Source organism: Actinomadura nitritigenes (assembly GCF_017573545.1).
Lineage (GTDB): Bacteria > Actinomycetota > Actinomycetes > Streptosporangiales > Streptosporangiaceae > Spirillospora > Spirillospora nitritigenes.
This window is the reverse complement of record NZ_JAGEOK010000009.1, coordinates 92,310-114,435: the sequence shown is the minus strand read 5'-3', so window position 1 is coordinate 114,435 and position 22,126 is coordinate 92,310. Positions and strand designations below refer to the sequence as shown.

At 67.7% G+C, this 22,126-nt stretch carries 25 protein-coding genes; 9 read left to right on the top strand and 16 right to left on the bottom strand.

Features of this window, described 5'->3' with window-relative positions:
* Window positions 1–19 precede the first annotated feature (19 nt).
* The 8 genes from J4557_RS15515 to J4557_RS15480 all read right to left on the bottom strand — a co-directional run bounded on the left by J4557_RS15515 (window position 20) and on the right by J4557_RS15480 (window position 6,162).
* The gene (locus J4557_RS15515; RefSeq protein WP_208267236.1) at window positions 20–289 is read right to left on the bottom strand and encodes a hypothetical protein; all 270 of its coding nucleotides are present in this window, start codon (window positions 287–289) and stop codon (window positions 20–22) included.
* 142 nt (window positions 290–431) lie between these two features.
* Complete coding sequence (locus J4557_RS15510) at window positions 432–2,672, bottom strand: DUF3631 domain-containing protein (RefSeq protein ID WP_208267235.1); 2,241 nt, start codon at window positions 2,670–2,672, stop codon at window positions 432–434.
* A complete protein-coding gene (locus J4557_RS15505; RefSeq protein ID WP_208267234.1) occupies window positions 2,669–3,934 on the bottom strand; it encodes a DUF2637 domain-containing protein in 1,266 nt (421 codons plus the stop codon). The genes J4557_RS15510 and J4557_RS15505 overlap by 4 nt, the downstream gene beginning before the upstream one ends.
* Window positions 3,931–4,338: an RRQRL motif-containing zinc-binding protein gene (locus tag J4557_RS15500; RefSeq protein ID WP_208267233.1), complete on the bottom strand. Its 408-nt coding sequence runs from the start codon at window positions 4,336–4,338 to the stop codon at window positions 3,931–3,933. Before J4557_RS15500 ends, J4557_RS15505 begins: the two co-directional genes overlap by 4 nt.
* Window positions 4,335–4,598: a hypothetical protein gene (locus tag J4557_RS15495; RefSeq protein ID WP_208267232.1), complete on the bottom strand. Its 264-nt coding sequence runs from the start codon at window positions 4,596–4,598 to the stop codon at window positions 4,335–4,337. Before J4557_RS15495 ends, J4557_RS15500 begins: the two co-directional genes overlap by 4 nt.
* Window positions 4,598–5,563, bottom strand: a complete 966-nt coding sequence (locus J4557_RS15490) for a DUF4097 family beta strand repeat-containing protein (protein WP_208267231.1) — start codon at window positions 5,561–5,563, stop codon at window positions 4,598–4,600. The genes J4557_RS15495 and J4557_RS15490 overlap by 1 nt, the downstream gene beginning before the upstream one ends.
* 2 nt (window positions 5,564–5,565) lie before the next feature.
* Window positions 5,566–6,009 (bottom strand): WhiB family transcriptional regulator, encoded by a 444-nt coding sequence (locus J4557_RS15485; RefSeq protein ID WP_208267230.1) that lies wholly within the window; start codon window positions 6,007–6,009, stop codon window positions 5,566–5,568.
* Window positions 6,010–6,015: 6 nt separating this feature from the next.
* Complete coding sequence (locus tag J4557_RS15480; RefSeq protein ID WP_208267229.1) at window positions 6,016–6,162, bottom strand: hypothetical protein; 147 nt, start codon at window positions 6,160–6,162, stop codon at window positions 6,016–6,018.
* A gap of 168 nt (window positions 6,163–6,330) precedes the next feature.
* On the opposite strand from J4557_RS15480, the gene J4557_RS15475 reads away from it, so the two are divergent.
* From J4557_RS15475 to J4557_RS15460, 4 genes are all read left to right on the top strand, one after another.
* Window positions 6,331–7,098: a GntR family transcriptional regulator gene (locus tag J4557_RS15475; RefSeq protein WP_208267228.1), complete on the top strand. Its 768-nt coding sequence runs from the start codon at window positions 6,331–6,333 to the stop codon at window positions 7,096–7,098.
* Window positions 7,099–7,117: 19 nt separating this feature from the next.
* On the top strand, window positions 7,118–8,278 hold the full coding sequence (locus tag J4557_RS15470; RefSeq protein ID WP_208267227.1) for a type III PLP-dependent enzyme: 1,161 nt from the start codon (window positions 7,118–7,120) through the stop codon (window positions 8,276–8,278).
* A 300-nt stretch (window positions 8,279–8,578) separates the two neighbouring features.
* Window positions 8,579–9,442, top strand: coding sequence for a hypothetical protein (locus J4557_RS15465; protein ID WP_208267226.1), 864 nt, complete (start codon window positions 8,579–8,581; stop codon window positions 9,440–9,442).
* A gap of 15 nt (window positions 9,443–9,457) precedes the next feature.
* Entirely contained in the window at window positions 9,458–10,057 is a 600-nt protein-coding gene (locus J4557_RS15460; protein ID WP_208267225.1) for a hypothetical protein, read from the top strand.
* Window positions 10,058–10,152: 95 nt separating this feature from the next.
* On the opposite strand, the gene J4557_RS15455 is transcribed toward J4557_RS15460, so the two are convergent.
* The 3 genes from J4557_RS15455 to J4557_RS15445 form a co-directional block, all read right to left on the bottom strand.
* A complete protein-coding gene (locus tag J4557_RS15455; protein WP_208267224.1) occupies window positions 10,153–10,782 on the bottom strand; it encodes a hypothetical protein in 630 nt (209 codons plus the stop codon).
* A gap of 1,169 nt (window positions 10,783–11,951) precedes the next feature.
* On the bottom strand, window positions 11,952–13,391 hold the full coding sequence (locus J4557_RS15450; RefSeq protein WP_372442482.1) for a DEAD/DEAH box helicase: 1,440 nt from the start codon (window positions 13,389–13,391) through the stop codon (window positions 11,952–11,954).
* A gap of 311 nt (window positions 13,392–13,702) precedes the next feature.
* On the bottom strand, window positions 13,703–13,906 hold the full coding sequence (locus J4557_RS15445) for a cold-shock protein (protein ID WP_089315009.1): 204 nt from the start codon (window positions 13,904–13,906) through the stop codon (window positions 13,703–13,705).
* A 297-nt stretch (window positions 13,907–14,203) separates the two neighbouring features.
* Between J4557_RS15445 and J4557_RS15440 the strand changes: the two genes are divergently transcribed.
* Window positions 14,204–14,533: a helix-turn-helix domain-containing protein gene (locus J4557_RS15440; protein ID WP_208267222.1), complete on the top strand. Its 330-nt coding sequence runs from the start codon at window positions 14,204–14,206 to the stop codon at window positions 14,531–14,533.
* Window positions 14,534–14,758: 225 nt separating this feature from the next.
* Here the strand turns inward: J4557_RS15440 and J4557_RS15435 are convergent, their stop codons facing one another.
* Together J4557_RS15435 and J4557_RS15430 are read right to left on the bottom strand one after the other, a co-directional pair.
* Window positions 14,759–15,172, bottom strand: coding sequence for a hypothetical protein (locus J4557_RS15435; RefSeq protein ID WP_208267221.1), 414 nt, complete (start codon window positions 15,170–15,172; stop codon window positions 14,759–14,761).
* A gap of 287 nt (window positions 15,173–15,459) precedes the next feature.
* Window positions 15,460–16,116 (bottom strand): hypothetical protein, encoded by a 657-nt coding sequence (locus J4557_RS15430; RefSeq protein WP_208267220.1) that lies wholly within the window; start codon window positions 16,114–16,116, stop codon window positions 15,460–15,462.
* A 135-nt stretch (window positions 16,117–16,251) separates the two neighbouring features.
* Between J4557_RS15430 and J4557_RS15425 the strand changes: the two genes are divergently transcribed.
* Both J4557_RS15425 and J4557_RS15420 read left to right on the top strand, forming a co-directional pair.
* Entirely contained in the window at window positions 16,252–17,025 is a 774-nt protein-coding gene (locus tag J4557_RS15425; protein ID WP_208267219.1) for a transposase family protein, read from the top strand.
* 408 nt (window positions 17,026–17,433) lie between these two features.
* On the top strand, window positions 17,434–17,682 hold the full coding sequence (locus J4557_RS15420) for a hypothetical protein (RefSeq protein WP_208267218.1): 249 nt from the start codon (window positions 17,434–17,436) through the stop codon (window positions 17,680–17,682).
* A 265-nt stretch (window positions 17,683–17,947) separates the two neighbouring features.
* On the opposite strand, the gene J4557_RS15415 is transcribed toward J4557_RS15420, so the two are convergent.
* Complete coding sequence (locus tag J4557_RS15415; RefSeq protein ID WP_208267217.1) at window positions 17,948–18,904, bottom strand: NADP-dependent oxidoreductase; 957 nt, start codon at window positions 18,902–18,904, stop codon at window positions 17,948–17,950.
* A 161-nt stretch (window positions 18,905–19,065) separates the two neighbouring features.
* Here J4557_RS15415 and J4557_RS15410 point away from each other — a divergent pair, with 161 nt between their 5' ends.
* The gene (locus J4557_RS15410) at window positions 19,066–19,581 is read left to right on the top strand and encodes a TetR/AcrR family transcriptional regulator (RefSeq protein WP_208267216.1); all 516 of its coding nucleotides are present in this window, start codon (window positions 19,066–19,068) and stop codon (window positions 19,579–19,581) included.
* Window positions 19,582–19,666: 85 nt separating this feature from the next.
* Entirely contained in the window at window positions 19,667–20,164 is a 498-nt protein-coding gene (locus J4557_RS15405; RefSeq protein ID WP_243775817.1) for an HIT family protein, read from the top strand.
* Window positions 20,165–20,237: 73 nt separating this feature from the next.
* On the opposite strand, the gene J4557_RS15400 is transcribed toward J4557_RS15405, so the two are convergent.
* Window positions 20,238–21,338: a sensor histidine kinase gene (locus tag J4557_RS15400; protein WP_208267215.1), complete on the bottom strand. Its 1,101-nt coding sequence runs from the start codon at window positions 21,336–21,338 to the stop codon at window positions 20,238–20,240.
* Window positions 21,338–22,000, bottom strand: a complete 663-nt coding sequence (locus J4557_RS15395) for a response regulator transcription factor (protein WP_208267214.1) — start codon at window positions 21,998–22,000, stop codon at window positions 21,338–21,340. The genes J4557_RS15400 and J4557_RS15395 overlap by 1 nt, the downstream gene beginning before the upstream one ends.
* Between the last annotated feature and the right edge of the window lie 126 nt (window positions 22,001–22,126).

Genomic DNA, 22,126 nt, shown 5'->3' with positions numbered 1-22,126 from the left:
CTCCGGATGCGTTGGCCGGCTATCGGCGGTTCCGCTCGATGCTCTTGAGGTGGGTCCAGATGCGGCGACCGGCGCGGAGTTGCGCGCCGCGCCCGCTGCAGCGGTTGCAGTAGCGCCAGGCGCGGCCGGACGGGGAGCGGAACCGGCCAGCACCGGCGCATTTACGGCACGCCCGATACGGCCAGATCACACAGTGGAGCAGGTAGCCGGCGGCGGCGAGGATGACCAGCAGGAGCCACAGGCCGGTGGGGTGGGTGGTGTGGCTAGCGGCGGCGAGCAGGGGGCTCACAGTTGCCTCCCAGGGCGGTTTTCGGGGTTGTCGCAGGTGAGGTGTCTAGGCGCTAGATCACTGGTCAGTGCAGGGATGGGTGTCTAGAGGGGCCTCTAGGTCTAGAGGTGGTGGCCTCTAGACCTAGAGGCGCGGCGGCGGTCTACCGGCCGGTGCGGCGGGTGGTTTCCAGGGCGTCGGTGACGTGGTCGCGGTGGACGCCCTTGAGGTTGCGGCCCTTGCCGGTTTCGTCCTGTCCCCAAACCTGCGGGGTGCCGATGCCGTAGGGCTTGAGCGCGGCGGCGAGCTGGCGGGCTTTGCCGGTCGGGTCGAGGTCGGCCCACGGCCCGTAGACGATCGGGCGCAGCTCGGCGAGGCGGTCAACGAGCACCTGCGAGTGCACCTTGTCCTCTCCGGGCGCCATGACAGCGGCGAGGTCTTCCAGCAGCGATGCGCCGTCGTCGGCGGTCGGGGTGGGGTCCTCGCCGGCGGCGATGCCGGTCAGGGTGCCGGCGGCCTTGCGTAGCGCGCGGGCGCGGTCGGCGATGCGGTCGGCGGCCGGGTTGTCGATGTAGTAGCCGCGGACGATCTGCGGGTCGTCGGCCTCGCCGGCCAGGTAGCCGATGCCCTTGTCCTTCTTGGTGAAGGTGGTGGCGCGGATCCCGTTCTTGTACATCGAGGTGCCCAGGATCATGTCGTTCTCGGTCTGGCCCATGACCTTCAGGCAGAACCGCAGCCCGACGTTCGCCGAGACGCCGGTGGGAAGCGAGTCCTTGTCGGGCCGCTGGGTGGCCAGCAGCAGGATCACGCCGAGGGCGCGGCCGAGTTTGATGATGTCCACGGCCAGCCGGGCGGCCTCGTCACCGAAGTCGGGGTGGGCGAACAGGTTCTGGCACTCGTCCAGGATGAACACCGACGGGTACAGCCCGAGCGAGCGCTTGGCGGCCAGTTGCGGGGTGACCTTGTTCTCCGGGCAGATGTCCTTGGGCAGCTTGCGGATCACCTTGGCGCGGCGTCCCAGATCCTTACGGACCTCGCGGAGCGCGTCCAGACAGGCGGCGAGGGTCTCGTCATCCTGCCCGGATCCGTACTGGTGGGCGACCTTCTCCAGGGGCGACAGGTCGCCGGTGCCCTTGAGTTCGTAGACGCGAAGTTGCGCGGTGGGGTCGAGGGCGGCGGCCAGGGCGAGCACGCGGAGCGCGAACGTCTTGCCCATGCCGGGCATCGCGCCGAACAGCGCGTTGGCGTACATCAGTTCGACGGTGACGGGGCGTCCGCGCTGGTCGGTGCCGAACGGAACTGGCTTGAACAGGTCCACGGTCGCAGTGGTCTTGGCCAGCGGGCCGGCGACCGGCTTGACCTGGTTCATGTCCTGGTCACCGACCCACAGCACCAGCCGTCCGGCGTGCTGGTCGTGCGCGGGTTCGGGCCACACGCACCCCATCGGCCGACGCAGCCCGGAGGCGAGGCGGTCGCGGCGTTCCATGATGTCGGTCGCGGTCACCCCGTAGGGGAGGTCGACCTCGGCGCGCCAGCCGGGGCCGTCGCGGGTGATCGGCGCGGGGAAGGTGATCCCGCCGCCGCCCTTGCCGACCGCCTTGTTGATCTCGGCGTTGCCGAGGGCGGCCAGCGCCCGCACCACGATCTCCGAGGTGAGCTTAGGGGCCTTGGTCGAGACAACGGCGGTGTCGAGGATGCGCCGGTCGGTCGGCGTGCCGATCCAGCCCAGCAGCGCCACGAGCGTGGCGAGCACGATGGTTTGCGTGATGCCGCCGGCGGCGGCCACCGACGCGGCGGCCAGCCCCGTGCCGACCACGCCGGCGCCGGCGACGAACAGCCGGGCGCGCACCCGGTCGTTACGCTCGCTCATCAGTTTCAGATACGAGTCGTCGTTGCGACGGTCGATGGCGTGCGTGCGCAGAGGACGCGACTCGATGTCGTAGGTCCACCGCCACGTGCCCGCCACCACGCGGTAGAGCCCGCGGGGCGACCGCAGCGCCAGCCGCAGACCGTAGAGCGGGATGCGGGCGGCGTGGTAGCCGGTGACGTGACCGGCATAGCCGACCGCCCACCGGATCGTGGCGTGCGCCTCGTCGCGATTGCGCAGCCACGGCGCGATGATCGGGCGCCGGTGGTCACGCTCGCCGGCCATCCGGCGGGCGCGCACGTCCGGCCGGTAGCCGTCGGGGCGGTCGACCAGCACCCGACCCTCGATCGCCTCGCCGTCGTCCCCGTCGCCAGACGGGGCCGGGATGAGCGGCGGGTCGTTCGGCGGGACACCGGCGCCGGCGTTGCCGGGCATGGCCGGCGAGGCGTCGAGGTCGGGCGCCGGGTCGGTGGCGGCGGGGTCGCCGTGCCGGACGGGCAGGCGGACGACCTCGCCCATGGCCTTGGTGTAGCTCATGATGCGTTCTCTCCCTCGGCGGACGGCGCCGCGGCGATGCCCTCGGCGGCCAGGTCGGCGGGGTCGGCGGGTGCTTCGGTCTTCAGGCGGGCCAGCAGGGCGCCGACGCGGGCGTTACCGGCGGTCTGACCGGCGGCGCGCAGCCGCGCGGCGAGCGTGTTGCGGGTCAGCGGTTCGCCGGCGGCGGCCAGGTCGGCGACGATGCGCCACCCCAGCGGCATCAACTCGGCCACGTCTGGCGGTGCGGCCTTGGCGGTCTTGCGGGTGCGGGACCGTCCGGGCTTGCCGGTGGTGGACCGGGCAGCGCCGGTCCGCTTCCGCGCCGCGGACGGCGCTTTGGACGGTCCGGCGGTCGGCGGGGTGGACGGTCCGGACTCCAGCGCGGGACGGTCCCCCTCGGCGGCACCTGGACGGTCCGCGACCGGTGCGGCGGACGGGACGGCGGTCACCTCGGCGGCCGGGTTACCGGCCAGGGGTGCGGGGGCCAGGTCTCCGAGTCGGTACAGGGCGCGGACGCGGCGGGGTGCGCGGCGACGCCATGCCCACCGGCCGTAGGTGTCCTGTAGGTCGGTCAGGGCCAGCACGCGGGCGCGTTCACGGCCGAGCGCATCGGCGTAGGAACGGATCTCCCATAGCACCATGCGACGCCACAGCTTCAGCGTCGGCCACGGCGCGAGGATCCACCGGGACGGCCGGATGCCGTCCATGCGAGTTCCGGCGGCGATGCCAGCGCGGATCCGGATCACGTGCGCGGCGATCTCCACCGCGCAGACCCACAGCGCCGGGAGTACGGCGTGCGCGAGGCGCCCGAACGCGGTCGACTGCTCGGCGACGTTCAGATACACGGTCGCGGCGGTCAGCGTCCACGGGACGAGCCGTAGCCACCGAACCCGCATGTCGAGCCGGGCCAACACGATGTCGAGGGCGGCGAAGATCGCAATGCCCAGGTCGATACCGAGCGGCACCGACCACGCCAGCCGCCCGAACGACGGGGCGGCGGCGTCGGCGACCGCGGCGAAGCTGTTGACGAACCCCAACAGCCCCAGCACGGTCACCAGCGCGGCCACCACGGCAACCGCGGTGAACTCGTTACCGGTCAGCGCCCGCGACTGCGAGGCGTCGCCCTCGGCGGTGTCGGGCGTGGTGGGCGGGGTGTCGTTGGGGTGCGTGATCGGTCGCAGGAGGGCGGTCGACTCGGCGGCGTGCGGGTTGGTGGCCTGTGCGCCGAGGGTCGCCCGGAAGTGGAGCGGCGGGGCGGTCATGCTGCGTTCCTCCCTTCCAGAGTGGTCGCGCCGTTGTCGGCGCAGTCGAGGCAGGTTCCGAGGTGGCGGGGCAGGACGTAACCGGCGTCGCGTCCGCAGTCGGGGCAGCGCCGGCGAGCGGCCAGCGCCTTGCCGAGGGCGACGTGCTGACGCTCGGACGGGGTCCGCTTGGGCAGCGCCAGGCGGACGTCGTACAGGTAGGCGGCGCGGACCCCGCCACCACCGCGGCGCGAGTTCCACAGCACCTGACCGGCCACGTCCTGACCACCGGGCCGCAGGCCCTCGGCGGCGAGCTGGCGGCGGGTGCGCAGGTGCGGCGGCGCCATCCGCCACGGCCACGTCGGGACCCCGAACCGGGCGCCGGCCGGGTCGAAGAACCGGACCGAGCTACGGCGGCGAGTCATGACGCCACACCCCCCGCACGACTCACCGCGAACGCGGGCCGCTGGACGGTGACCAGATACCAACCGCCCTCACGCAGCGACCGGCAGGCCAGCCGCACACCGGCCACCGTCACAGCCAGCACCACCACGGCGGTGAGCACGAACGTCGGCACGGGGTGGACGATCAGCAGCGCCACGCCGGCGACGGCGAGTCGGGCCGGGGACAGGCACAGCCAGCACCCCGCGGCGAGCACGGCCAGCGCGAGAATCACGGCAGCCATCACGCGCCCCCGTTCGTGCGGCGCGGCCGGCGGGCGCGGACCGGGGTCGCGGGGCCGGGCGCGTTGTCGGTGGGCGTGGTGACGCGGCCGGCGCGCGAGGTGGCGTTGACGGTGAGTCTCTCGGCCAGCGCCGTGTCGGTCGCGGTCACGGTGATGTCGCCCGACACCGTCCGGGCGGTGATGGTGCCGCCCTCGGTGGCGCGCACTCGCAGGTCACCGGACACGCTCTGCAGGTCGGCGCGGCCGGCGAAGTCGTTCACCGTGACGTCCCCGGACGTGGTCGCGGCGGTGACGTCGTCGGCGCGGCCCAGGTAGACATCACCGGAGATCGAGCGCAGCACCGCGGCGCCGTCCACCACGGCGGCCGTGATGTCCCCGGACGTGGTCCGGGCGCGCAGGGTGCCGATCCCACCGGCGGTCAGGTCACCGGAGGTCGAGGTGAAGTCGATCGCGGCGAACTCCCCCGCGCACGCCAGCGGCGCGGACTTGGTGAGCGCGGTCACCGACGACCCCTCGGGGAGGTGCGCGGTGATCTCGACGCGGCCACCGGCCACGGCGCCGCCGGTGACCTCCACACCGTTGACGGTCACGCGGCCATCGGCGAGGTTGACGATGCCCTCGCCGCTGATCACGGCGCCGGTCACGGTGACGCCGGCGGGGATTTCGCCGAACGAGTGAACAACCGTCGTCCCGTGGTTGCCGAACACGGCCTGACCGGTACCGATGACGGTCACACCGCCGGCGGGCGGGTGAACCCGGACGGTCACGGCACGGGCGTCCTTCTCCCACCGCAGGACGGCGTCACGGACGGAGTCGTGAACGGCGGGGTCGTCGCCGTGGGCGGTCACGGTGACCTCGGCGAGCGTGCGGCCCGTGTCGGTGAAGATACGGACGTCGCCGGCGGACAGGTCGACCGACAGAGCCACCGGGCCAGGACGCGTGGCGGTCAGGGTGCGGGTCGTCATGGTCACGCCACCTCGTTCAGGTCGAGGTCGGACGGGTGAGAGTCGGCGGCGTCGTTGTCGACCAGGGCGGCGAGAGTGGCGAGTTCGGCGGCGGTGAAGCCGGCCCACACCCCGAACTCGGGGCGGATCCGCATCGCCAGCTCGAAGCAGGCGCCACGCAGCGGGCAGGACTCGCACACCTCGGCGGCCACCAGTTCGCGGGCGGCGCACTCGTCGGGCGTCTCCTCGGCGTCCGGGCCGGTGTGCAACTCGGGGTCGAACCGGCACTGAGCGCCGGTGATGGGCATTCCACGCAGGTCGGCACCGGCCAGCGCGGTGAACGGGGACAGGGAGCGGGACACGGGCACCTCGTTCGGGTCAGTGATCGGTCGGAAGGCGCGGCCCTCGGCGGCGTGCTTGGTGGCTTGAGCGCCGAGGGCGAGCGACTGCGAGCGGTAGACAGTCATCGCGGATCAGCCCAGGTGGGCGGAGAACGTGGTGATCGCGTGGATCACCTGGTTGACCAGCTCGGCGGCCTTGTCCGGGTTGTTGATCGCGAAGATCGCGACCGCGATGCCGGCGAGCCACTGCGGGATGTTGCTGGACTTCTGCGGAATCACGTGACGGCTCCTGACGTTGACCGATACGCCAAACGTTTGTCGTTTGACGTAGGTCAGACTGCGCCTAGGGCGGCGCGCTTGTCAAGGGACGCCAGTCGTTTGGCGTTTGGCGTTTAGTCTGGTTAGGTGGACCTAAGCAGCACGCAGACAGCAGAAAGGAGCAGGTAGATGCCCAACTCGGAGCGTCACGGGTTCCGCGAGATCGCGGCGAAGATCCGTGAAGAGATCATCGAGGGGGCGTACCCCACGGGGAGCGTCCTGCCCGCCGAACCCGAGCTGGCGGAGCGCTACGGCGCCTCGCGCAGCTTGGTGAACCGGGCAATGCAGATGCTCGCAGCCGAGGGCATCGTGCGGCCCCGTCAGGGACGCGGAACCATGGTCACGTGGCTACCGCCCATGCTTCACTCACCGGCCCGGTACGACCGCGCGAAGCGCGAGAACAACGGCGCCCGCGGCGCGTTCGACGCCGAGGTGCGAGCGCGCGGCCTGGAGCCTCAGCACGAGATCACCACCGAACACGCCGAACCGCCGGCACGCGTCGCCGAGTTGCTCGGCCTCCCCGCCGGCGAGGCGAACTGTCTCGTCCGGCGCCGTCGTCTGCTGGCCAGCGGCATTCCCGTTCGGCTCAATGCCAGTTGGTTCCCGCTGGAGATCGCGGGCGGGACGGTCCTGGAGGAGGAGGGGCCGGTCATCGTGGGCGGGGTCAAGAGCGCCCTCGGCGAACTCGGCTACCCGCAGGTCACGGCGCGCGAGGAGATCACGCCCAGCCGTCTGCCCACCGACACCGAAGCGCGGGCGCTGGAAATCAGCCCGGAACGTACCGTGGTGGAGATAACCCACGTCGGCATGACCGCCGAGGGCCGCGCCGTCGAGGTCACGATCTCTGTCGCCCCCGCCCACTACCTCACGGCCCAGTACGAGTTCCCGCTCGCCTGACACCCGGAGAACACACCCCATGATCACGCGACTCGTCGAAGACCACGCCCGGACGCTCGCCGCGGACGCGCACCTACCCGCGTTCGTCTACGACCTCGCCGCACTCCGGGACCACGCAGCCGAGGTCAAGGGGGCACTGTCGGTGCCGGGCGCGCCGGAGATCTTCTATGCCGCCAAAGCCAACCCCGACGCCCCAATCCTGCGCGCGCTCGCCCCGTACGTCGACGGCATCGAGGTCGCGTCCGGCGGCGAGCTGGCGCACGTGCGCGAGGCACTCCCGGACGCACGGTTGGCGTTCGGCGGCCCCGGCAAGACCGATGACGAACTCGAACTAGCGCTCAACCTCGACGTCGAGCGCATCCACGTCGAGAGCCCGTACGAGCTGGCTCGCCTCACGCGCATCGCCGAGGCGGCCGGGCGCGAGGTCGACGTTCTGCTACGGGTCAACCTCGCCGGCGACCGCAGCGGCGTAGCGCTGGCCATGAGCGGCCCGTTCGGCATGGACCCCGAACTCATGGATACCTGCACCGACACCCTGACCGCCTCGCCGCACGTGCGCCTACGCGGCATCCACGCGCACCTAGCGTCCGGGCTCGACGCGTCCGCCATGGCGGCCCAATCCGCCGAGATCCTCGCGTGGGGCCGCGCGTGGCTCGACAGGATCGGCCACACCGGGCCGCGTGAGTTCAACCTCGGCGGCGGCATGGCGGTCGACTACGGCACGCCCGGCACCCGATTCGACTGGAAGCAGTACGGCGCCGAGGTCGCCGGCCTCGTCCAGCCGGGCGAGACACTGCGCATCGAACCGGGCCGCTCCATCAGCGTCTACGCCGGGTGGTACGTCACGGAAGTACTGGACGTGAAGAAGGCACACGGCCAGTGGTACGCCGTCCTACGCGGCGGCACCATGCACATCCGGACGCCGGTCACCAAGCAGCACAACCAGCCGTTCGACGTCCTCAGCGGCACCGGCGACGGTCCCGAGGTCGCCAACGAGCCGGTAACCCTCGTCGGCCAACTCTGCACACCAAAGGACGTCTTTGCACGCGAGGTCCCCACGGGCCGCATCGCAGTCGGGGACGTAGTCGCCTTCTCCATGGCCGGCGCCTACGCCTGGAACATCTCTCACACCGACTTCCTCATGCACCCGAAGCCCACGTTCCACTATCTGGCGGCGTAACCTCCACCACATGAGCAGCTCCGGCCACCTCTTGGCCGGAGCTGCTCGCTATCGGCAGAGGCAGGCACCACTCCCCCGAGGCACGGATGTCCAAAACCGGACACGCAAGAGCTACGCAATCCAGGTCAAATCAGAGCAGCTTTCACTATACTCACTTCTCTCCTGGAGGAGGCAGAACTACTAGCCAACCAGAAGGACAGCCCTATGGCACACATTCTCCACGCATACCTAATCTCGGTCCACAAAAAGGGATTCCCTTCCCACAAGCCACTCCTTGGCAACTTTGATGATCAGGGGGGTGTGTTCATCGACATCCTACAACAATTCCTGGAAGATCCACAGCGCCGAGACTGGTCGGACGAAGTGTCAGAGTCGACCCTTAGGATGGGAACGGTATACAAGCCAACCAACGAGGAACCCGATGTCATCGCCGCGTGGGTGAAATCCGGCGAGAAAGGATTTGCGAGCGAAATCTTCGAGTCCGAGGAAGGTGGAGTAGGTGAGCAACCTTCCTATCGGCGCAAGCCCGAAGACGTAGAGTTCATTCCCGTACTACTACTTGCCAAACTTCCCGCAATGCGCTCACGTGGGTTCCTCGTTTGCCATTCACCCAAGAATCGTGGAATTAAAACCAAATTCTGGGACAGTTTCAAGACATGGTTCAGGGAGCGTTACCCGCACCTCTCGGTGGAAATCAACTTTTGCACGCCTGAAGGTTTCCACAAGAAGCTAATTGCGGAGGAGCAGCTTAAAAAGGTCACCTATATTCGCCACATGAAGCCGACGGATATGTTCGGCGACACCGGGAGTTGGTTCGACTCAAAAACCCTCGGCGACGTGCGAACCGTCGTCAGCCCGCGAGGCAGAAGGGCGCGTCTGTCCAAGAAGCCCCTGGAGCAGGCCCTTGAGGACGACAAGAGCCTTTCTTCTCTACTGGAGTTCGATGGCCAAACTTATGATGAGGTGCGAACGACATTTATAGACCGCAGAGGGCGCGAGCACTCTATCCTTCTAGGTCCAGAAGGAGAGAAGACACCGCGTGCAGGTTATGATGTGACGGACCACTTGAGCTTCGCTCAGGACGGCCACCCAACGTATGAGTCTCTCCGTCAAGCAATGCTTGGGTACATCGAAATACTCACTCCAAGCTCCGAGGAGAGTTAAGTCCGGGAGTCTTGCTTGTTCTCTCGCATTGCTGAGTTCACTGAGAAGATTAACGTCGCCCCGATTTTCGGTAGACACTTCCGCACCCTGTACAACAACCGAACGCAAAAAATAAGCAAGCCGGACCTCCTTCTCTTCATAGGAGTTCCCCTAGGCGCGGTGATCGCAACCTATCTGTTAAAAGTCCGCCTAGGAACCACTGGAAGCTTCCTTGCCGCAATCGCGGCGTTGGCTGCCTTCCTCTTTGCTCTGCTGATTCTGATGCTGCAGATGGCAGCACAGGTTGCAACTTCATCGGAGACAGGTGGCGTATCAACGCGCAACCGCAAACGTGTCAAGCTCCTCAGAGAAATTTCCGTGAATGTAGCATACTGTTCACTCCTGTGCATCATCTTCACTGCCTGGCTTGCCCTCGGCGACTTCACTATTAGAAACCCGCAAGGCAACTCCTCCGGTGGCAAGACTCCGGCTCCGCAACAACCGACCTGGTATGCGGAGGTTACCTACTTCTTCCTCGTCCATTTGCTTCTCACTCTACTGATGGTAGTAAAGCGAACTTTGAGGCTCGTGGATCAAGAGTTGGATAACGCCCTAGTCTCACCAGAACGCGAATAGGTGCACGATCAGTACCGTTGCTATTAGCTTAGACCACGGTGCATCGCTAACGCGGTTTTGCCAGCCGCCTAGTATGGCATCATCGCCGAACTGACTCAGCGAGCCAGCCAACTTGAATCTTTTCCAGCTTCCTTAATCTGTTGAATTTTCCCAACAATTCGTTCCACTGCTTCGGCATCGTGAATCGATTTTCTAAGGAAAGATCTCAGCATAACCTCCTCGTCATATCTAGGCATTCCTTGTAAATCATCCAAGCCCAACTCATGCCTTGCGTTCGATACAAGGACTTCCTCCTGCAGGCGAGCCGACGCTAAGCGCAGCGTAGCCACCGCAATTTCACTCTCTGTTCCACTCCAGCGCCTCATCACCTGAAGGACCGATCCAAGTGCATCAGCAGATGCCATTGCAACATCTACAGTCGAGAATTGAACGGCAGTTAGCCTGAGACGTGTCGCTAACGTCTGCAGCTCTTTGTGGGCTTCACTTAATGTTTCAAGGTCCAGCGGCCTAGTATTCGATGCTAACCCCGCCAAGCATGCCGTCCTTATGTAGGCTGCCTTACTAACGAAACTGCTAACAGCGATCAGGCGTTCCTCTCGATATTTTTGCTCCCTTTCGTGCTGCCATCCACGGCTTTGCGCCCGCCCACCGAGGTGTGAACTAAGAGTTACACCACCTAGAGCAGCGATGGCCGACAAGATCGCGGAGATGATTGCTGTAAGCATGGAGCCCATTATCTCCGACATCACCAAGCAGCCGTATAGCTTCGCACAAGCGGCAGGATGTGGCCATAAACCTAGCGTTGCAGCAATCTAACTCAGGACCACTTGACAGAACTTCACACACAGACATGGCGGACTCGATGAGTGGTTGGTTAAGCACCCTGCAGCCGCAGAATCCGCAGTATCCACGGAACCGCCTGTCTGCTGGTCACCTCGCTGCCTGCCTTCCATGGGCGCACCACGTATTGCCGCACAAACCCGCGCAATCCCCTGGCCTGGGGCAACACCTCGCCCTCTGGCAGAGGCCGGAGGGGGCCTACCGCGGCTTAGCTAGACGGCCCGGCCCGCCGTGACCTGAAGCAAGCACCCCCACTGCACGTTCTAGACGATTCTGCGGATTCTGCGGGCTCTGCGACGGCCTCGGCGCGCGCACCGGGGGGCCAACCTCGGCCGCAGCGACACTCACCAGTCCGGGGTTCGGGCCGCTGAGTCGTCTCCAGAGCGCGTGTCAGACCTTGGCACAGCAGAGAAGGACGAGCCTGGGCGCCGCCCTCGGCACAGCGATGCTCACGCTTGATCGTGCCGAACTGGTGCCGAACTCACCCTCTGTCAGATGGGCGCAGGCAGGATCTTGGCAGGTCACCACCGGTGCGCACCAGTTGAAGCCTCGTTCACTGAAAAGCGGAAGGTCGGCGGTTCGACCCCGCCCCTGCCCACGCTTCTGACCAGCCAAAAGGCCCCGAGACGGCAGTCTCGGGGCCTACTTTTGTGACAGCAGCGCGCCAGCGAACGACCGTCCGCCTTGCGCCTCACGGCCAGCGCGACGCGACGGGCCGGATGGGAAGCTGCTCGGCTATAGGGCCTTCTGAAAGCCTCATGGAGCATGATGCAGAACTCTTCGGATGGCGGTCGCGCTGCAGCGGGCCAGACCACAGCGGGGCAGCTGTCGCGGACGCAGCCAACCGACTCTGACGGCCGGCCTCGCCTGATTCCTAAGTTGGCCTCAGACTCGCGGTGACACGACCAGCCCAGGGGTGCAGCAGGTCACCCGAGAAAGGTGGGCGACCGGCTGAGCCGCGAGGTGGCCGGCACATTGCCGTCCACCCCCGACTCCTCGCCGTCGCCTTGGCGCGACGCCCCGCGGTGAAGTCCCGCGAGCGTCGACCGGTTGCCTATCTGCCGGCGCGCTCGGTTGTCGCGAATCGCTGGGAGCGGCGGTTTCGTGCGGGACGGCGGTTACGCCCGGCTCCGCTGTCACGCCGTCCTTCGGAGGCCGGAGCGGAGATGGTGATGGGGATGCCGGAGGGCGGTCGGGCACCGGTGATGCGATTGAGTTCGGGATCACCGGACCGCACCCGCGTGGAGTGCGGCGTGATGCCGGCCGTCACCATCATCCGGTCCATCTCATGGCGCTGCCTGGGCAGCACCAGGGTGACCACGGTGCCGGACTCGCCCGCGCGTGCAGTGCGACCGCCTCGGTGCAGGTAGTCCTTGTGGTCGTTGGGCGGGTCGACGTTAACGACCAGATCCAGTCCATCGACATGGATGCCGCGCGCGGCCACGTTGGTGGCGACCAGGACGGAGACGTCTCCGTTGCGGAACTGCTCCAGAGTACGGTTGCGCTGTGGCTGCGACTTGCCCCCGTGCAGTGCCGCAGCGCGTACGCCGCTGCTCAGGAGGTTGCGGGTCAGCCGGTCGGCGGCATGCTTCATGTCGACGAACATGATGACGCGGCCGTCGCGGGCGGCGATGTGCGTGGTGGCATCCTGCTTGTCCGCCTCCGTGACGTGCAGCAGGTGGTGCTCCATGGTGGTCACCGCTCCCGCCGACGGATCGACCGAGTGGACGACCGGGTCGGTGAGGAAGCGCCGGACCAGACGGTCGACATTGCGATCCAGCGTCGCGGAGAACAGCATCCGCTGACCGCCCGGGGCGACCTGGTCGAGCAACGCGGTCACCTGCGGCAGGAAACCCATGTCGGCCATTTGGTCCGCCTCGTCCAAGACGGTGGTGCGTACGTGCTCCAGGCTGCAGGCGCCCCGGTTGATCAGGTCCGTGAGCCGTCCCGGGGTGGCAACCAGGATCTCCGCGCCGCGATGGAGGGCGGCGGCCTGCCGGGAGATCGATACGCCGCCGACAACGGTGGCCGACCGAAGCTTGAGCGACTGGGCGTAGGGCAGGAGTGCGTCGGTGACCTGCACGGCCAGTTCGCGAGTCGGGACGAGTACCAGGGCCAGCGGCTTACGCGGCTCGGCGCGCCGACCGGCGCTACGGGCGAGCATCGCCAGGCCGAAGGCGAGGGTCTTTCCCGAGCCGGTACGTCCGCGGCCGAGGACATCGCGGCCGTTCAACGCGTCCGGAAGCGTCGAGGCCTGGATGGCGAACGGCTCCGCCATCCCCTGTCGAGTCAAGGTGGACAGCAGGGCCGCCGGCATTTCCAACTCGGCGAACGACGCGGCCGGGGGCAGCGGAGGCGTGGAACTGACGGGAAGCGCGAAGTCGTTCTGCCGCCGGGCGGCCGGTTGGCGCGAGGCCCTGGTAGGCGAGTGAGAGAACGACGTTGAGACGGACGGGTGCCATGGGTCATGTGCAAGCCTTCCCTGAAGTGGCACGTTTCGAGGAAGACTCCGCAGCCCGTGGCCGGAGCGATCGCAAGAACGAACCAAAGTGAACCGCGAAGCAACGCCGAAGCCGAAAAGGGCGTTGCGTGATACCGCGGAAGGCGGCTGAAGGACGGGCTCCGGGCTGAGCGGTGTGCAGCCGAGAACCAGCAGCCAGGTACTCGGGGGAGCCGTATGGCGGAACGCCGTAGAAGGGCTACACCCCTGAAAGATCAGACGCGGGCATCGACAGGAAGATCGTTTCCTGCCGGCAGGCGGGGTGCCGGGCCCAGGTGTGGGCCCGGCACCGCACTGTTCGGTTCTCAGGCGGGAACGATGTTCTCCGCTTGCAGGCCCTTCTGGCCCTGCGTGATGTCGAACTGGACCTTCTGGCCCTCCTGGAGCTCACGGAAGCCCTGGGCGGCGATGTTGGAGTAGTGGGCGAAGACGTCGCTGCCGCCGCCGTCCTGCTCGATGAAGCCGAAGCCCTTTTCCGCGTTGAACCACTTCACGGTGCCAGTAGTCATACTCGTCCCTTCCGAAAGGCAATTACGGAGCCCACACTCTGCGAGCCACGCGTCGCCGTAATGACCCCATCCGGACGGACTACCGGGAAACAAAAAATGCGCCTGAGGTGAGTACCAGCAGGCGCACATAAGCTCATGGGAACCACAACTGCAACTACCGCCACGTTACCACCGGTGGATGGATCAGACAACATGCCGGGCGGTGTCCGGCCGACGTGCTCCACTGGCTCGCCGTCCGATCGGAGCCAGATGACCAGATTGCGCGATCTTCCTTGCGGTCGGAGACAAGGCCGGACGATGAGCACCGGACGTCGCTGGCAGGACATCAAGGCCGAAGCACACCGCCGCAACCCCGAACCGGCCGACCCCGAACGCCAGGATCGGGCACGCGCCGAACTCGACGCCTACGTCGCCGGCCACCACCTCAAGGAACTTCGCAAGGCCATCGGCAAGACACAAGCCGAGGTCGCCCAGATCCTGGGATGCTCACAATCCCGCGTCTCCCAGATCGAGAACGGCGACATCGAGGCCATGGAGTTGGACACGCTGCGCGCCTACGCCAGCGCCCTCGGCGGACACGTGGACATCACCGTCAGCGTCGGCCCCCACTCCATCAAGGTCGCCTGACTCGCGAAGACTGACAGCAGCGGTGACAGCAACAGCAGGCACCAGCACCAGCCACGAATGCACGCCGACAGCCGCTCAGCCTCGGCCGATGCTTCACCGGTAGGGGTGTTGCCATAGCTGAACAGCGGAAGGTCGGCGGTTCGACCCCGCCCCTGCCCACGCTTCTGACCAGCCAAAAGGCCCGGAACCCGTCTCGGTTCCGGGCCTTTTGACGGCACCGTCCCCTCATGACGGCTTCCAGCGGCCGAGCGGCCGGCCTCGCTCAACGAAGTCTCTGTACTCGTAGCCCAACATTCCCAGGTTGACCCACAGGCGCGGATCAGCATCCAGCTCGCGCTCGGCTAGCTCAATAGCCCCCTCTGGTGTCGGAGCACTGCCGACCGGTCGGGTGCCCTCTCTGTTGGCGTCCTCTGGGTAGAAGGCATCATCGCTCGGATAGAGAAGACCCCCGTGCCGATCGAGTTCCGCCGTGTCTTCAACAGCCGTACACATGACGTAACAGAGGCCCCTGGGCGCCGGAAAGATCAACGCGTGCTTCACTCCTCGGCGCCCCTCTTCTTCAAAGCCGCCGAGGAGTTGCTCGATGCCGCGCCCGCGACGCAGAGCCCCCAGCGCCAGGGACATCGGCAGGTAGCGCATCAGCCGACCATAGAACGTCCCCATTGCACCCCCAAAGCGATTAACGACCCCAGACGCGCACCGAGGCCGTTAGGAGTACGGCGGGTCAGCCGAGGGCATCCCCCAGCTTCCGGAGTGCCGCGCGCTTGTCGTCGAGATCGTCGTGGTCACCTCGATGTCGCTGGCCGACGACGTTGGGTGCGATGCCCAGGCGGAGCAGCAGCGAGACGCAAGTGTGGCGAGGCAATCCCCGACCGCCGCGTCATCAGTGTTCCGGGAGGCGGCGGATCGTCGCCGAAACGACCGGCTCAGGGTTTCAGTGTCGGAGCGATCTTGCATGCGGCGGCATAGACCAGGTTGAGTTGCCGACTCCGCTTGTCGTCGGGCGACTGCACCCGCACCTCCACCACAAGGTTGCGGGCTCTGAAGACCACCTCGGCCCCGGAGTAGTGCAGGTAGCCGTGCAGGTTGGACTGCATATAGGTGTACCTGGTGAACGCCTGCTCGCCAGGACCGGTCAGCGCACTGAAGAAGTGCTTGAACTTCGCGTCATTCTCGCTGAACGCCGGGCCATGGGCCTCGCGGGCCAACGCATCGTACCTGCGAACGGCTTCGGCCACCGCCCCACCGTCCGTCGCCTTGGGAACCGCAGTGGCCCTCACCTCGTAGGTCTTATACCCATCCGCCACCTCGCTGACATGCCGGCACGACCCGGCGTCTTTGACCGTATCGGTGAATTCGCCAAGGGACTGCAGTAGCTTGCACGGATCGGGGGCGTGCGAAAACAGCGATGAGTCTGTCAAAGACTTGTTAGCGCCGTCCGAGTCGGCAGGACGGACCGGGGCGGCCTTCGTGAACGCCTCGGCGATCGGGCCGCTGATGGGAGGCTCGTAGAAGAACTTCCACCATATTGCCGTTGCGAACGTCAGCAGCAGGACGAAAGCCGCCGCCGTACCAATGATCACTGACCCTTTTTCATCGCCCCGGGGTGATGGTGATCACGGAGCGATCGCGATGCTGACGTTCGGACAGTGAAGTGAAGAAGCCCCTGGTAGACGACTTGATCACCACAATCTCGACGTCCGAACCAGGGGCCCCGCGTGCTGTTCTACCGTGCTGCCGTCGATTTGTCGCGTTCAACGCTGAACTACCTGGCGAGACTGATTCGCCGGTGCCGCAAGTCCCTCGGGACGCCCTGGCGGCTGCTCACCCCGGGGCGGCAGGCTCTACTGGTGCTGGTCCACCTGCGCAAAGGTGAGACCTTCGCCGAGCTCGGGGCCGGGTTCGGGGTGTCAACGAGTACGGCCTGGCGGTATATCCAGGAGGCGGTGGCGCTGCTGTCGGCGCGGTCGCCGAAGCTGACGGCGGCGTTGCGGAAGGCCGGCAAGGACGGGCTGCAACTGCTGGTGCTGGACGGGACGCTCATCGCATGCGACCGGGTGCGGGCCGACCGGCCGTACTACTCGGCCAAGCACCGCTGCCATGGGATGAACATACAGGTGATCGCAGGTCCGGACGGGACGATCGTGTGGACGTCGGGAGCGCTGCCCGGCCGCACGCACGACCTGACCGCCGCCCGCGTGTGGGGCATCCTGCGCGAGCTGGATAAGGCCGGGATCACCACGCTGGCCGACAAGGGCTATCAAGGCGCCGAGGCCTCGGTGGTCATCACCCCGTACAAGGGACGCAACAAGCCCGAGTCGCAAAAGCAGGCCAACCGCTCGCACGCCAAGCTCCGCGGACCCGGCGAACGCGCAAACGCCCAGCTGAAGTCATGGAAGCTGCTCCGCAAACTCCGCTGCAGCCCCGGCAAGGCCGGCCACCTGGTCAAAGCCATCGCCGTCCTACAGAGCTACGAGGTCACCCGAGGATGAAAAAGGGTCACTCTCTGTCGCATCTTGTTGATCTTGACAGCTCGGCGGCTGTGGCGTGGCGTTCAACCGGATCAGGTGGCCAAGATGAGACACAGGAAGTGAAACGGCTCGGTCTTCGTACAGCCCGATCGTCGACTCCATCAGAGCGTTGTCGAGTGCGTCATTCACGGTCACCTTCGGCATGGTCCAACGCCAGGTCAGCGGTCATAACGGCCGAGATCGGATGACTCCCAAGCTGACAGCGGGTTCGGATCCCAGCGGTTGTTGCACAACAGCAATGGTGGCCTACAACGCCTTAAGCGACCTTCCATCGGCACTCGTCATGGCCCGGGCAGGACCTCGAAGGTCCGGGTCGCCGGTAGTTCGCATCCAGGTGTTCACGGCGCGACAAGCAGTTATCGTCGGAGCATGGACGAGGCCGAGGCGAGCGAGCGCCTCTGGCGGGAACACGTGCGCCGGCGGGTCACCACCGAGCAGGATCGAGCCACCTTGGCTCGTCTCATCGAGTACGACGCAGACCCGTTCGAAGTCGAGCTGTACGAGCTGGCGGCCGACCCGCGAACGTTGTTCATCGACCGCGCCCAGCGGCGCCGCGCCGGCCAGCACGAGCGGCGTGTCCGGCGGTTGAAGGGGCGGCATCGACGCGCTGAAGGGTGACGACTGCCCTGACGACAACGACGACGACAGCCAACGCCCACCACAGGCACACGTCAGGCATGTAGTACGAGCTCGATAGACGGTCCGGCCGCTTGGTGGTTGCTGCTTCCAGACGGAAGGTTTCGCGGCGTTGGGGATGACTCGGCGGCGATGCTGCGGCGAGGACACGACGAGGGCAGCCGCCTTGATGAGGAGAGCCCTGGGCTCTCTAGTGGGCGGGAGGCCCCCGCCTGATCAGTGACTACGACATCGCTACGGCCTTGGTTCAGAGGTCGATGACGATCTTGCCGTGCGCGTGCCGGCCGGCCTGGAGTTCGGCCGCGCGGCGGATCTGCTCGACCGGGAAGCTCGCCGCGATGGGCACCCGAAGGCGGCCCGCCGCGACCAGGCGGGCGACCTCTTCCAGGGTGCCGGGGGCGGCGCTCGCGCCGTTGGCCGTCGGCACGCCGTCGACTTGCGCGGCGATGGTGCAGATGCGGCCGTCCGGGACGCCGAGTTCCCTTGCGGCGTGCACCGTCTCCGTTCCGTGCAGGTCGATGGCGGCGGTGACACCGCCGGGAGCGAGGGCTCGGACCCGGTCGGCCAAGCCGTTGCCGTAGGCGACCGGCTCGGCCCCGAGATCGCGCAGGAAATCGGATGATGCCGCCGATCCCGTCCCGATCACGCGCGCTCCTGCGATCCGGGCCAGCTGGACGGCGAACACCCCGACCCCGCCCGCCGCGCCGCCGATCAGCACCGTGTCGTCCGGGCCAAGGGCGACCACGGCGAGGGCGGCGGATGCCGTGCGGCCGGCGATCGTGAGGGTGGCGGCGGTGCGGTCGTCGACGCCGTCAGGAGTGTGGTGGGCCTCGTTCGCCGCGGTCTCCCCGGCCGGGTCGATCACCACGTGGTCGGCGACCGAGCGGGACAGGGCGCCCCCGAACACCCGGTCGCCGGGGGCGAAGCCGGTCACCCCGTCACCGACCTGGTCGACCCGTCCCGCGTAGTCGGTTCCGAACCCGGCCGGGAGGCTCAGGCCGAACCGGGTGGCGGTGTCCGCGTCGGCGGTCATGATCCAGTCCATCGGGTTCAGACCGGCCGCGGTGACCCGCACGCGGATCTGTCCCGGACCCACCTGCGGCGCGGGAACCTCACGGACGTCCAGGACTTCGGGACCGCCGAACGAATCGAGCCGGACCGCCCTGCTCCTGCCCGCCGGTGGTCGATCGCTCTGTTCCTGCATGTACGCCTGTCTCCTTGGGGACCGAGGGAGCGCCTTGAAACGGACTATGCTCCGTTTCCATGGATGACCGTAACACAACCGGAGCGTGATCCGTTTTGGCTGAGGCGGAGATGCGCGCGCCACGGGCGGACGCGACCCGCAACCGGGACCAGTTGCTCGCGGTGGCGACCCGCGTGTTCGTGTCGGCTGACGGCGAGCCGTCGATGCGCGCGATCGCCCGCGAGGCCGGAGTCGGCATCGCCACGCTCTACCGGCACTTCCCGACCCGTGAGGCGCTGGTCGATGCGGTCTACCGGGACCAGGTCGTGCGGCTGACGGCCGGCGCCGGCGAGCTGCTCGGCCGGATGCCTCCGGCTGAGGCGATGCGGCGCTGGATGGACCTGTTCGGGGACTGGATCGCGACCAAGAACGGCATGCTCGACACGCTGCTCGCGATGATCGAGTCGGGCGAGATCGCGCATGCGCAGACCCGCAGCGAGCTACTGGCCGCCATCACCACGATTCTCGACGCCGGTCGCGCGGCGGGCGACCTCCGCTCCGACGTCACCGCCGAGGACATCGCCGCCTCCCTCATCGGCATCTTCACCGTGGCCCCCCGGCGCGAGCATGAAGCCAAGGCCGGTCGCCTGCTGGACCTCCTGATGGACGGCCTCAGGCCCGCCGCCCGGCCGACCTGAGCCCGGATCGAGGCGGCCAGTGCGATGACCACGTCGGCGAAGCTCGTCCCGATCGACTCTGATCTTGTGGGGAGAGGATCGTGGGATGACGACAGGCCGGCAGCCCATGGACCATGAGGCGTACGAGACCCGGGCGCGCGGCGGGCCGTGCTTCGTCTGTGCCTTCCTCGCCGGAGATCCCGGCTACGCACACGAGACGATCTACGAGGACGACGAGACCGTGGCCTTCCTGGACCGATGGCCCACCCTCGCCGGCAAGGTCCTGGTCGCTCCGAAGGCCCACGTCGAACACGTCGTCCGGGACCTCGACGAGCCCGCCTACACCCGGCTGATGCTGACCGTCCGGCGAGTGGCCCTGGCCGTCGAGTCGGTCATAGAGCCAGAACGCACGTACCTGCTGTCACTCGGAAGCCGACAAGGCAACGCCCACCTGCACTGGCACATCGCCGGACTGCCACCGGGCGTCCCCTACCGCCAACAGCAGTTCCACGCCCTCATGACCGAGAACGGCGTGCTCCGCATGTCCCCGGACGAGACCGCGGCAATGGCCGCCCGCCTCCGTGGAGCGCTCGACACGCCTTGAGCCGCTTCGGAACGGCCACCGAACTCGCGACCGGTGTTGCGACCCGGCGTGGGCGTTGGGCCGGTGGGACGGGTCAGTGGAAGGTCACTTCGACGTCGAGTCCTCCTTCCGGGCCGGGGCGCGCGGTCAGTGTGGCGCCGTGGGCGTGGGCGATGGCGTGCACGATGGCGAGGCCGAGCCCGTGGCCGTCGGGGTGGCGGGCACGAGTGCCGCTGATCCGTTGGAAGGGCCGGAAGAGCCGGTCGACCTCAGCGGGCGGGATCGCCGGGCCGGTGTTGCCGACCGCGATGCGAGCCTCGCCCCCGACCGAGTCCGTGGTGATCTGGACGTGCCCTTCGGGTGTGTTGTGGCGCAACGCGTTGTCGACGAGGTTGGTCACGAGCCGCTCGATGAGTCTGGGGTCGCCGGTGGCCGGTGCCGGGCGGAGCGCGGCATCAATGGTGATTCCGCGGCGTTCGGCCTGTCGTCTGCGGCCGGCGATGACGGCTTCGGTGATCTGGTCGAGATCGACCGGCTCCCACTGTTCGACGCCGTGTTCGCTGGTCGCCAGGGTGAGCAGCGCCTCGATGAGGCGTTCTTGCTGGTCGCCGAGTTGTAGCGCCTGTTCGCAGGCCGTCCGCAGGGCTTCGGCGCTGACCTCGGGGTCGGCGAGGGCGACTTGCAGGAGGGTGCGTTGCCCGGCGAGGGGAGTGCGCAGTTCGTGCGAGGCGTTGGCCACGAAGCGGCGCTGGGACTCGAAGGACGCCTCGAGCCGCGCGAAGAGGTCGTTGAGGGTTCTGCTGAGGTCGGCGAGTTCGTCGTTGGAGCCGTCGAGGTCGAGCCGGCGGTTGAGGTTCGTGGCGGAGATCTCCCGCGCGGTGGTGTTGATGGCGCGCAGGGGGCGCAGGAACCGTCCGGCCAGCCACCAGGCTCCGGTGAGCGCGACGACCGCGGCGGCCAGGCCGATGGCGGCGGGAGCGAATTCGAACCGGTGGCTGTCGCCGACCTGGTCGGCGCCGGGGGCGACGTTCGCGGGGGCCCTCGCCGCCGTGTGGCCGTACAGGAGGTCGGTGGCCAGGAGCACGGCGGCGAGCAGGCAGAGGAAGAACCCCGAGTACAGCAGGGCGAGCTGGGCCCGGAGCATGGGCCTGCGCCTGCGGCGGAAGAGGGACATGACCGCGTCGAGGGGGCGCATCACGCGTCTCCGATCCGGTAACCGCCCTCACGGACGGTGTGGATGACGGGCGGGTCGCCGAGCTTCGCGCGCAGCCGGCGGATCGTCGTCTTGACCGCGGTGGTGAAGGGGTCGGCCTCTTCGTCCCAGACCCGTTCCAGGAGTTCCTCGGTGGAGACCACCCGGCGGTCGGAGGCGAGGAGGCATTCGAGGACGGCGAACTCCTTCGGGCTGAGCTCCAGGCGCCGCCCGGCGCGGAAGGCGACCCGGCGGCTCGGATCGAGGGTGAGGTCGGCCGCGCTCAGTGTGGGCGGCGTCGCCGGCGTGGAGCGGCGGCCCAGGGCGCGGACGCGGGCGACGAGTTCGGAGAAGTCGAACGGCTTGGGCAGGTAGTCGTCGGCGCCCAGCCCGAGGCCGTCGACGCGGTCCTTGACGGTGCTCGCCGCGGTGAGCATCAGGACGCGGCTGCCGGAGCGCCCGGCCACGATGCTCTCGCACACCTCGTCGCCGTGGACTCCGGGCAGGTCCCGGTCCAGGATCACGACGTCGTAGCGGGTGATCGCCAGGTGCTCCAGCGCGTCGGCGCCGTCCAGGACCACGTCCACCGCCATGCCCTCGCGGCGCAGGCCGGTGCCGATCGAGCGGGCCAGGATCTCGAAATCCTCGACGACGAGCACTCTCACGAACGTTCTCCGTTCCGCTGCCTGAGGGCGGCGGCCGCACCCGCATCGGGGCGGGACGCCGTCACCGCAACGATGCCAGCACCCGGGTGTCAGCCCGGTGTCGGCGGCCGACACCGGGCCGACACC

Excerpts from the sequence above, each read along its gene's own strand:
- J4557_RS15510 (WP_208267235.1), bottom strand. The coding sequence starts at position 2,672 with ATGAGCTACACCAAGGCCATGGGCGAGGTCGTCCGCCTGCCCGTCCGG.
- J4557_RS15505 (WP_208267234.1), bottom strand. The coding sequence starts at position 3,934 with ATGACCGCCCCGCCGCTCCACTTCCGGGCGACCCTCGGCGCACAGGCC.
- J4557_RS15500 (WP_208267233.1), bottom strand. The coding sequence starts at position 4,338 with ATGACTCGCCGCCGTAGCTCGGTCCGGTTCTTCGACCCGGCCGGCGCC.
- J4557_RS15495 (WP_208267232.1), bottom strand. The coding sequence starts at position 4,598 with ATGGCTGCCGTGATTCTCGCGCTGGCCGTGCTCGCCGCGGGGTGCTGG.
- J4557_RS15490 (WP_208267231.1), bottom strand. The coding sequence starts at position 5,563 with ATGACGACCCGCACCCTGACCGCCACGCGTCCTGGCCCGGTGGCTCTG.
- J4557_RS15485 (WP_208267230.1), bottom strand. The coding sequence starts at position 6,009 with ATGACTGTCTACCGCTCGCAGTCGCTCGCCCTCGGCGCTCAAGCCACC.
- J4557_RS15475 (WP_208267228.1), top strand. The coding sequence starts at position 6,331 with ATGCCCAACTCGGAGCGTCACGGGTTCCGCGAGATCGCGGCGAAGATC.
- J4557_RS15470 (WP_208267227.1), top strand. The coding sequence starts at position 7,118 with ATGATCACGCGACTCGTCGAAGACCACGCCCGGACGCTCGCCGCGGAC.
- J4557_RS15455 (WP_208267224.1), bottom strand. The coding sequence starts at position 10,782 with ATGCTTACAGCAATCATCTCCGCGATCTTGTCGGCCATCGCTGCTCTA.
- J4557_RS15445 (WP_089315009.1), bottom strand. The coding sequence starts at position 13,906 with ATGACTACTGGCACCGTGAAGTGGTTCAACGCGGAAAAGGGCTTCGGC.
- J4557_RS15440 (WP_208267222.1), top strand. The coding sequence starts at position 14,204 with ATGAGCACCGGACGTCGCTGGCAGGACATCAAGGCCGAAGCACACCGC.
- J4557_RS15435 (WP_208267221.1), bottom strand. The coding sequence starts at position 15,172 with ATGCGCTACCTGCCGATGTCCCTGGCGCTGGGGGCTCTGCGTCGCGGG.
- J4557_RS15420 (WP_208267218.1), top strand. The coding sequence starts at position 17,434 with ATGGACGAGGCCGAGGCGAGCGAGCGCCTCTGGCGGGAACACGTGCGC.
- J4557_RS15415 (WP_208267217.1), bottom strand. The coding sequence starts at position 18,904 with ATGCAGGAACAGAGCGATCGACCACCGGCGGGCAGGAGCAGGGCGGTC.
- J4557_RS15405 (WP_243775817.1), top strand. The coding sequence starts at position 19,667 with ATGACGACAGGCCGGCAGCCCATGGACCATGAGGCGTACGAGACCCGG.
- J4557_RS15400 (WP_208267215.1), bottom strand. The coding sequence starts at position 21,338 with ATGCGCCCCCTCGACGCGGTCATGTCCCTCTTCCGCCGCAGGCGCAGG.